The 9,634-nt window shown below is 38.9% G+C and carries 10 protein-coding genes; 5 read left to right on the top strand and 5 right to left on the bottom strand.

Features of this window, described 5'->3' with window-relative positions:
- Positions 1–194: 194 nt before the first annotated feature.
- Complete coding sequence (locus LfDm3_RS02215; protein WP_225349305.1) at positions 195–2,057, bottom strand: glycoside hydrolase domain-containing protein; 1,863 nt, start codon at positions 2,055–2,057, stop codon at positions 195–197.
- Positions 2,041–2,250, bottom strand: a complete 210-nt coding sequence (locus LfDm3_RS06930) for a hypothetical protein (RefSeq protein ID WP_225349304.1) — start codon at positions 2,248–2,250, stop codon at positions 2,041–2,043. Before LfDm3_RS06930 ends, LfDm3_RS02215 begins: the two co-directional genes overlap by 17 nt.
- Before the next feature lie 289 nt (positions 2,251–2,539).
- Between LfDm3_RS06930 and LfDm3_RS02210 the strand changes: the two genes are divergently transcribed.
- The 3 genes from LfDm3_RS02210 to LfDm3_RS02205 are packed head-to-tail and all read left to right on the top strand — an operon-like array spanning position 2,540 to position 3,249.
- Positions 2,540–2,857 carry a helix-turn-helix domain-containing protein gene (locus LfDm3_RS02210; protein ID WP_010022067.1) on the top strand — a complete coding sequence of 106 codons (318 nt, stop codon included), beginning with the start codon at positions 2,540–2,542 and terminating at the stop codon, positions 2,855–2,857.
- Positions 2,838–2,987 carry a hypothetical protein gene (locus LfDm3_RS06925; protein WP_225349303.1) on the top strand — a complete coding sequence of 50 codons (150 nt, stop codon included), beginning with the start codon at positions 2,838–2,840 and terminating at the stop codon, positions 2,985–2,987. The genes LfDm3_RS02210 and LfDm3_RS06925 overlap by 20 nt, the downstream gene beginning before the upstream one ends.
- Positions 2,965–3,249 (top strand): ImmA/IrrE family metallo-endopeptidase, encoded by a 285-nt coding sequence (locus tag LfDm3_RS02205; RefSeq protein ID WP_225349302.1) that lies wholly within the window; start codon positions 2,965–2,967, stop codon positions 3,247–3,249. The genes LfDm3_RS06925 and LfDm3_RS02205 overlap by 23 nt, the downstream gene beginning before the upstream one ends.
- A gap of 50 nt (positions 3,250–3,299) precedes the next feature.
- On the opposite strand, the gene LfDm3_RS02200 is transcribed toward LfDm3_RS02205, so the two are convergent.
- The gene (locus LfDm3_RS02200) at positions 3,300–4,994 is read right to left on the bottom strand and encodes an oleate hydratase (RefSeq protein WP_039143718.1); all 1,695 of its coding nucleotides are present in this window, start codon (positions 4,992–4,994) and stop codon (positions 3,300–3,302) included.
- 239 nt (positions 4,995–5,233) lie between these two features.
- On the opposite strand from LfDm3_RS02200, the gene LfDm3_RS02195 reads away from it, so the two are divergent.
- Entirely contained in the window at positions 5,234–5,467 is a 234-nt protein-coding gene (locus LfDm3_RS02195; protein WP_039143716.1) for a hypothetical protein, read from the top strand.
- Between the two features lie 105 nt (positions 5,468–5,572).
- A complete protein-coding gene (gene recA / locus LfDm3_RS02190; protein ID WP_039143713.1) occupies positions 5,573–6,712 on the top strand; it encodes a recombinase RecA in 1,140 nt (379 codons plus the stop codon).
- 66 nt (positions 6,713–6,778) lie between these two features.
- Here recA and LfDm3_RS02185 read toward each other — a convergent pair whose 3' ends face one another.
- Entirely contained in the window at positions 6,779–8,074 is a 1,296-nt protein-coding gene (locus LfDm3_RS02185; protein WP_039143711.1) for a nuclease-related domain-containing protein, read from the bottom strand.
- A gap of 131 nt (positions 8,075–8,205) precedes the next feature.
- Positions 8,206–9,576, bottom strand: a complete 1,371-nt coding sequence (locus LfDm3_RS02180; RefSeq protein WP_039143709.1) for a cytosine permease — start codon at positions 9,574–9,576, stop codon at positions 8,206–8,208.
- Positions 9,577–9,634 lie beyond the last annotated feature (58 nt).

Here is a 9,634-nt window from a genome sequence, read left to right as displayed (position 1 = left end):
TAATTTGTAACTAAATTTCGTCATAATAAAACCCCTTAAGTTGATTTTCTTGTCCAACTTAAGGGGTTCATATCATCTCATTAAAATGAGATGTCTTTAATTTTATACTGCTTCCATTGCAGTATAAAGTAATCTAAAGACTATTCCTAATCTCTCCCCTAACAAATCAAGTGATGCATTTCTTTCATCAACACTCATATTAGAGAAACACTCATATTAGAGACCTCCTTAACGGCTCCACTAAGTGGAACTATACTTTCCATTAGCCCAGTAGCTACTTCCTTCTTATGTGAACTAAAGTATTGCAAAACTTTTTCTGAGACTTCTACAGCAGAACCCAAGATACTAGTTGGAATATTAAATGGTTTAATTGTCATATCAAAGTTAACAGCAAAACTTCCAGAAATGTTTTTATCCCTTAATTCAAATACATTAAAAGTTGCTGAAACTCCTACCTTTCCATCACTTGTTAAGCTAGCTTGAATAGTTAATTGACCATTATTAATTTTATCAAGAAACATAGTTTTCATTAATTGATCAAATACAACTCCAGAAATTGAAGCTGATAAGCCATATTCTTTAGAGAACCAGCCAGTAAAATCACTTGAAATTTTACCATTTTTAATTGAAAAAATTCCAGAACTATTTACATGTTGAACAGTCTCAGATGCACTAACTTTTACATTGATCCAAGCCTCATCAAACTCCAAAATAGGTTGATTAAATTGAATTGATGAATTATCCAGCAAAAATCTAACAGCATTTAATGGAGAAGTTAAACCACTAGTAGAGAATTCTTTTTCTCCATGATCTTTTCCGGATGAAGCAACTTGATCAATATCTAAATGACTTAGTGAATATTCAGTAAACTGGTCAAAAGACCAATTTTTACTCATCGGATAACCAAGATTTCCACTGTATCCTGATGACATATCTGAAACAAAGCAATATTTGGCAAGTCCTGAACTAATCATGTGAGTAGAAACATTTCTCGTTCCATAAACTCCAATATTATAGTAGGACATTGCATCAGATATTCCCTCAAAGTATTGTTTAATTGTTCCGTCAATATCTCCGGATTGAATATCAGTATCAACTGCAAAATAAATAGTTGTTCCTTTAGGAAATCCCAGTTGTTTAGCAGTTTTAGAAGCCGTTAAAGCATCTTTAAATCCCTGATTATACTTAAAATATGAAATATCATCCCCGCCATCTTGATAAATAGGAAAAACACTCATACCACCATTTTTAATTGTTTCTAATTCATCTGTCGTAAGATTTTTATCACGTTTTTTAGAACCAGCTCCTACACTACCAGTTAAATATCTTCCGATGATGCTAAAACCATAACGTTTTAATAGGCTCACATCTGAAGAATTTAATTGAGTAGCTGTATCGGCCGTATCTGAGTCACGGTTTGTATTTCCGTTGCTCGTTAATAATCCCTTAATAACAGTAAGATCTGCGGTACTAGTGAAAGGTGGGAGATTCATAAATTTACGGAACTTAATAATACTATTGGCAATTGAACTATCAAACTTATCATCAACATCACGATTAAACATAAAATCATTGACTAAAAGTCCATACTGAATAATTCTAACAATCAATCCAGTTGCACCTTGATTCACAGTTGGCGTTCGTGCAATTGTACCAGGACCATATACACCATTAGCAGTGCTTGGAGACATCCCTTCAGATGACTGTAATGCGTAAATTAATGCGGTATTCGTATTCCGATCATAAATACCGTCAGTTGGAACCAAACCAATATCATCACCAAAATAATTCAGAAAATGATTATTCAAATATTGTTGCATCCCTCGTACACCATCAGTTCCATCACCAATGATAGTGAAAGCACTCATGTCGAATAATGCTCCCATTAAAATGACTGTCATCGAACCACTTTTTAATCCAGCATCATTACGTAATTTATTTACTGCATTCTGTGTATCTTTTGTATATTTCTCATCAAACGCATTCGGACTAATTCCTTTACACCAAAAAGCGCCTTGAATTAACTTCGCAATCTTACCTTTATAGCCAAATTCCACTTAGTGCTTTCTTGGTTTTACCGCCGAAACCACTACCAAGTGGACTAACACCTAACTCATGTTGAAGTCCCATTCTTAAAGCATAAATAGTTGGCCAACCAGTGTTTCCATTTTCCTTGACCTTATCAAATCCTGAAACATTCCCATATTCTTGGTTCAACCACTTCTGAACGTTTAATACTTGTTGATCCATAATTATTTCCTCCTAAAATTCTATTCATCAGATTTAAGAGTTAGCGCTAACTCGCATGCAAACACATCGAAATCAATTCGCAATCATGTAGAATAATCATTGAATATCATAGACAAAAGTTCTACAATGACAATAAAGAAAATCAGCTGAAATAATCTAAACCGACCTCTTCTTGAGGTCGTTGATTGATTTCTCATCTGTTTACAAGAGCAATCATATATCCATTATTTCTACATGTCAATAATTTTATAGATAATTTTTCTATATAGGGGATTAAAAGGAGTCCAAAATGTCGATATATCAACGTGTCAAAGAACTTGCTAAAAACAAAAACATTTCCATTCGCGAATTGGAGCATCAGCTCGGTTTCTCTAATGGAACCCTTCAAAAGTGGGATAAAACGGCCAATTCACAGAAACTAAAAAAAGTTGCTAACTACTTTAACGTCTCCGTTGATTACCTTCTAGGAAATTCAACCGGTAACTCTGCTGATTTAGACGACCTCTCAACGATCATGATGTTCGGGGGCAAACCAATTCCCGAAGAAGATCGTGAAACGGTAGTGGAAATCTTAAGGAAACTTAGAAATGCACGAAATCATCAATAGCCTCTTCAACTACGCGTTAGATAACGACATCGCGGTTGAATACACTGATAAACTACATCAGAATACCCAGTCCTTTGCGGACGTCCGTTCTCGGTCAATTGTGATCAATGCCAACTTGGCAACCACATAAACAACTGCCATTCATCATTGCGCATGAGATTAGTCACATAATGCAGTGCGATCAAGATGACGCTATTCTTAGTTTCACGACCTTGCTAAGTCCGAAGTATGAACAGAAGGCCAATGTCAATGCGATCAAACTCTTGATTCCCTTCTATGCTGACAATAAAGAAATCGATCAGATTAATTTAGAAGAATTTATGGAGTTATTTGCCATCCCAGACTCACTACGAGACGTGTGTTTTACTGAAATTAAAGACTATGTTGATTGAATACCAAAAAAGCCCAACTTCAAATGAAGTTGGGCTTTTTTACGATCTAATTATTCAAACAACTTTTTAGCGGCCTTAGCCATGACCTTTGGATTCTTATCAAATCGTGGGTTATCTACAAGATTCGACATTGGAACGCCCGCAAAGTGATAGGCAGCCACTTCACCAGAACGAACGGCACTTTGTTCAGTGAAAACCATCTGATACGGCTGGTCAACAAATTCACCAGTGAAGGCTAAGTTTGTTGAGTGTTCTGGGATGACTTTTGGACGATCAATCTTAGCCCGGTTGTTAAACAATGCCGAAGCGTATGGCATGTATACCGGAACCGAGTTGACGATCGAATCCATGATTTCTTTTTCTTTATCCCGGATATTAACGGGACCTGGATCAACCTTTGAAAGTTGACCGATCAACTCTTGAACCATTTCTTTTCCGGTCATCTTGATGTATTGCTTGTCAACGAATTCCCCGCGACGATATGGATACAAGAAGTAGCCCCAAAGGACCGTCTCATTTGGTTTCTGGTCAGTGAAGTGAGGTTGGTGATGAACCACGATTGACATTCTTACGTCTTTTTGACCTAATGGAGTGATTGGACTCGTTGATAAGAAGGAGTTCAAGGCATTCCCAGGAAGTTGCGTGGTGATCCGAGTAATTTCGTTTAGGAACGTGTGATCCTTGGTGGTTACAGTGAAACTACTCCAACCACTAGCATTGCGGTCGGCAAAGAATTTGTCAGGATTTCCCAAATTGTAGAAGTGGTCAGTGGCTTTCTTCCACAAACTTGAAGCAGCACCATAGTCGGTATTTTCACCTGATGGAGTGTTGAAGTCCCCAAGGGTGGCAGAATCAGTAATGGAACCATTCGTGAAGAAGACCGCGGTATCATCATCAACGTCAACGTGTTCCTTTTGACCGGTGTCAACGTTCTCCATTTCTAAGCCCTTAACGGTAATTTCTTCGTTCATTGGAGTTTCTTTGAAGTCCCAGTCATCAACTCGTCGATTCAAGACGAACGTTACGCCTTGCTTCTTCAAGTAATTAATTAATGGTAACATCAAACTTTCATACTGATTGTAACGAGTTCGGTTAACTCCAACTAGCGTGTTGATTTGGGTAAATTCGTAGATCATTTGGTGCATATAACGTCTAAGTTCCTGGGCTGAACTTTGAGTTCGGAAGGCAAAGGTAGTTTCCCACATGTACCAGAAATTCGTTTGAAACATGTGAGGATCATCTTTGAAGTAATCAGCGATTGAGACGTTATCAAGTTCGGTCTCCTTATCGTCTGGCATCATGATCAACTTAGTTAATAAGATTCGATCCTTGTTGTTAAAACCCATCTTAGCGGAATTAATAATGCCCTTTTCGCCCTCCATCAAACGCGCTTTATCGTAGGTCCGATGCTTAGCATCAAAGTCCCGCGTGTCTTCAGCGGCGGTCATGCCCTCTTCAGTGGCTGAAGGAACTCGACTTAACAGATCCATTAAATCAACGTAAGTACGGTAATTTAACATTCTTCCACCACGGGCTACAAAGCCAGTCTGGTCCGAAGTTTCGTGATTACGGTTCCAGTATTCGTTACCGGTTACGTCAGTTTTGGCACCATCGTTTGCGCCATGGTCATCTAATGAATAGAAAGTAATGTCTTTTCCATCCCAGTGACCCTCTTGAATCAGGTAAACGGCAGCGGCCATGTTAGAAATCCCGGCACCGATCATAATTGCTTTTTTCTTAGTCATATTAACCCTCCTAGATTTAAATCCAGATTAAGCATTCATTTCTATGTTAGTGATTTCACATATGCTTACAACTACATTATACCGTACAAAAAAGTCCGTATGTAACTTATCAAATTGATTTAATAATTTATTTAACTAATGTTCCGATGTGGTAAACAGTCATTCAACATGGCAGTCCACTAATAGATAATTAAGGGGTCAATCTGGTACAATATAATAGTAGAAAGGTGGTAATTACTATGTCAGAAACAGTATTTTTCAATCCCGGAGACTCCCTTGGTAACTTTCATGACTACAACGATGCAGTTCGTTCTGCCCAGCTCTATCGTGATAAGCAAATCGAGTCCAAAAACGTCGTAGTAGTTCATGGCAAAGATAAAAAATCATTCGATATTTTCCTTTCGGATAACGCTCAATCAAACGATAAGAATAACGATCAAACTTCACCATATTATGTCAATAAACGAATCTAATTGATTGATTTGATTTAATTGGAAATTACGTAGTTATTAGTGTACAATTGATTATATCAAGTAACCAAACGTATGTTCGCAATTATGTAAAAGGAAAGGAATTTTATGGCAAATTCTAAGAACAGTGCAGACGGGCGTCAAATCGAGCTCGACAAAGCACTTAGCAAGATTAAGAAAGAATTTGGGACTGGTGCTATTATGCGCATGGGTGAATCACCTAACCAGAACGTGGATTCCATCTCAACCGGTATTTTATCATTAGATATCGCCCTTGGAATCGGTGGTTTCCCGCGTGGTCGTGTAGTTGAGATTTTCGGTGCCGAGTCATCTGGTAAGACTACCATTGCCCTTCAAACCGTTGCTGCTTTGCAACAGGCTGGTGGAACCGCCGCATATATCGATGCTGAAAACGCAATGGATCCTGAATACGCCAAAAGTCTTGGTGTTAACATTGATAGTCTTCTGTTATCACAACCAGGAACTGGTGAAGAAGGACTTCAGATTGCCGATGCCTTGGTTCAATCCGGGGCCATTGACCTCATCGTTGTCGATTCAGTTGCAGCTCTTGTTCCTAAGTCTGAAATTGAGGGTGACATTGGTGACTCTCACGTTGGTTTGCAGGCTCGTTTAATGTCACAGGCCCTTCGAAAGTTGGCTTCTAGTATCAATAAGACTAACACGGTGGTCATCTTCATTAACCAACTAAGAGAAAAAGTTGGTGTGATGTTTGGTAACCCTGAAACCACACCTGGTGGTCGTGCCCTTAAGTTCTACTCAAGTGTTCGACTTCGTGTTAGTTCCGGTAAGCAATCAAAAGAAGGCCAAGATGTCGTTGGCCGAGAAACCAAGATTAAGGTTGTCAAGAACAAGGTGGCTCCGCCATTTAAGACCGTTGATACCCTGATGAGTTTCGGTAAGGGAATTGAGCCAATTGCCGACATGGTCAACTTAGCCGTTGACAAGGACATCGTTGACAAATCTGGATCATGGTACTCATACGGTGAGGAACGTTTAGGACAGGGTCTAAACAAGACCGTGGCCAACCTACGTGACAAACCCGAGATGGTCGAAGAAATTAAGCAAAAAGTCAGAGAAGCATATGGCATCGCCAATGATGAAGAATCAAAGAACGATGACAGTGGTGAAGATTCCAAATCCACCAAGTCCTCTGACGATAAGGCAACTACTAAGAAAGCAACAAAGACAAGTACCAAGAAAGATAGTGGAACTAAATTAGACGTTTAGTCTTAAACGAAAAACGCTTAACCATGAAAATCATGGTTAGGCGTTTTTTTATACGATAAAAACTACTTATCTAATACTTTGACCAATGTCATGGATAAACCGTAAACATCTTTCGACCAAGGGTAGATTTGGGATCAGTTCTTCGTTAAAGATATAATGATTCCGATTCTGTTCTGAAACTTGACTGGCAGTTATTATGTGGACTATCTGAGCAACTTCGTTAGGATTAAAACAGATTGGATACTCTAACAACCTCTCACTAAGCTCCGATACATTAAAAATCGTGTCCCGATGGCTTAACACCCGACAATTATCATTCGCATTAACAATCAATGAATGAACGTTATTCATTATTTCCCCACTCTCTCCATCCATTGATAAATTATCATTTAATAAGTTTCCAATGGCTTTTTTATGATCCAGGATTTGTTGAGCTACGTTAACAAAGTGCGTTTCTTTATCATATTTGTCCCTTCCAATTAAGTAACCACTTTGGGTCTCTTCGATGTACCTAGACGTCGTCCAATTTTTAACTTCAAAGATAAATATTCCTCTTTGGGAAATCAAAATTACATCTTGTTGATTCCTATTCGTATGACCAGCACCATAATCATTCCATACGTTACTATTAGAAATCACGTCTCCAAGACCATTGACCGCATTTGCGACCCGATTTTCACCGTCATTACCCACTGTGATTTTACTGTATTCTTCCTTTAAATCACTCAGGTGTTCGCTAAACTCATCAATGGCGGCAAAGTTGTCATAAATATTCTCATTGTAATTGTTCTTAATCTTTTTCACATTATAGTAGTATTCATGAGTCAGATAAATTAGTCGATTAACTATTTCCATCTCATCATCATAGTTGATATTGAACTGATCATTAACTAATCGAAGTTGTCTCATCATAAGATCGCTATAATCTTCATTTGACAATTTTCGTCTCACAATCGCATTTTGGGCAATAGCGGGAAATTCATTTAATTCATCTAAATTTATTCCATATTCATTTAGCTTTTTAGTAAAATTCGGTTTCTTGCTTCTTCTGACAAGAAAATCATCAATTAGACTTGCAAGCCAACGTAAAAGAAAAAATGCCACCCCAGCGGCAATCAGGCTCCCCCAAAATCCATCAGTTGGTAATAGCCTAAAGAAGACAAAAATCCCAATCATTAAAAATAACACTTGGAGACAATCGTACGGGTCAAACCAAACGCCAAGAAGCAAAAATCCACCCCACAATAAAAAAGAAAATAAGAAATTTCCAAGGATCCCAGCCCCTGAGAAACAATTAAGTATAAAGAATGCGAGACAAATAATGGTTGCTAAAACCATCCAAATCTTATGATATCCGTCCATGATTTTCTCCTAGAAGAATGATTTATTACTAAAGTACTAACATAATATTATAAACCCTTTAATATCAATTAATTACCACAAAAAATACCCATTCACTAAAAAAAGTGAATGGGTATTTTTTCTATTTCTATTTAAGCTTTTCGCATTAATTTACTACCGACATAGTAAACGATCGCAACCACAATCATGGAAATGAAGGTCGCACCAACCGTCGCCTTAACAATCGGCAACAGGTTCAAACCAATGTAGAGTACCACTCCAATGGCGATACATGCCATCGCAAACCAGTTAATGCCACCCTTGTACCAGTACTTTCCAGTAGGAGTTGCCAAGGCTTTCAAATCATATTTTCCGTCTGATAAACCAAAGTAATCAACTACCAGAATGGCAATGATAGGACCAAGGAACATCCCAGTATAATTCAAGAATGCCGTGAACGCATCCAAGAAACTGCCATTAATCAGTGGAACCAGGGTCAAAATCATGGATAGAATCGTAACGATGAACAGAGACTTGTTCAGACTAATCTTGGGAATCAGGTTGTTTAAAGCCGAGCCACCGGACTGAATGTTGACGGCGTTAGCAGTCATACTAGTCAAAACAATGACAACCATCGCAATCAAACCAAGTCCTAATTTATTGGCAACGGTACTAGGATCCGAATTGTTTGGGTTGAACACGCCAGAGGTTACGGCAACACTCAGAGTTGTACATAAACCAATGATCACAAAACTGACCATTCCTAAAATGGCACCCACGTAAGGGGCTTGGGTAGCAATTCGTTTACTAGAGGTAAACCTGGTAAAGTCCGCTCCACCAACAACCCAGCCTAATGCGGCTGCGGCAATCGTATCGAGCGCCACTCCAAATGGCATTTTAGACTTCATTGGAACCTGATACTTAGCAATCTGGGAGAACGATACGTCGCGAAAGACCACGATCACTTCGATAATGACAAAGATAATTACCAAAACCACTCCGATTCGTTCGATAATCTGAACTGATTTCGGTCCCGCAATGATACTCAACAAATGCAGGATACTCATGATGATGATCCCAACGATAATCCCAAAGTAACCACCGGGTTGGCCAAACAACGCCCAACCAAACATACTATGAAATAAGTATGCTAAGGACGTAGCGGCAATGAACGTGTTAACCGCCGTCCAACCCATGAACAAGGTTAGGTTAATGACCGATGGAACGACACTTCCTCGAATCCCAAACGGTGCTCGCGATAGAATCGTGGTGGACGCTCCCGTCTGATATCCCATGTATCCCACCATGCTCAAGAACGCAAAGGCAATCACTGAGGCAATCACTGAGGCAATCACTGCGGAACTAATTCCACCGAAAAATCCGGCAGCAGCAATCACTCCTCCAATAAACCAGGTTCCGTTGTTGGCGTTGGCGCCGAACCACGTGGCAAACATATCCCAATAATTCATGTCTCGTTCGGAAATTGGGATTGACTCAAATGCATATTTCTGATTACTCTCCATTTTATCCTCCAATTATTAACGACTGGTTTGGTTTACTGTCTGATGGTCGTATCTGCAA

It is taken from the genome of Fructilactobacillus fructivorans, assembly GCF_000814735.1.
Classification (GTDB): domain Bacteria; phylum Bacillota; class Bacilli; order Lactobacillales; family Lactobacillaceae; genus Fructilactobacillus; species Fructilactobacillus fructivorans.
The sequence above is the reverse complement of the archived record's forward strand: the minus strand, read 5'-3'. Positions and strand labels throughout refer to the sequence as shown.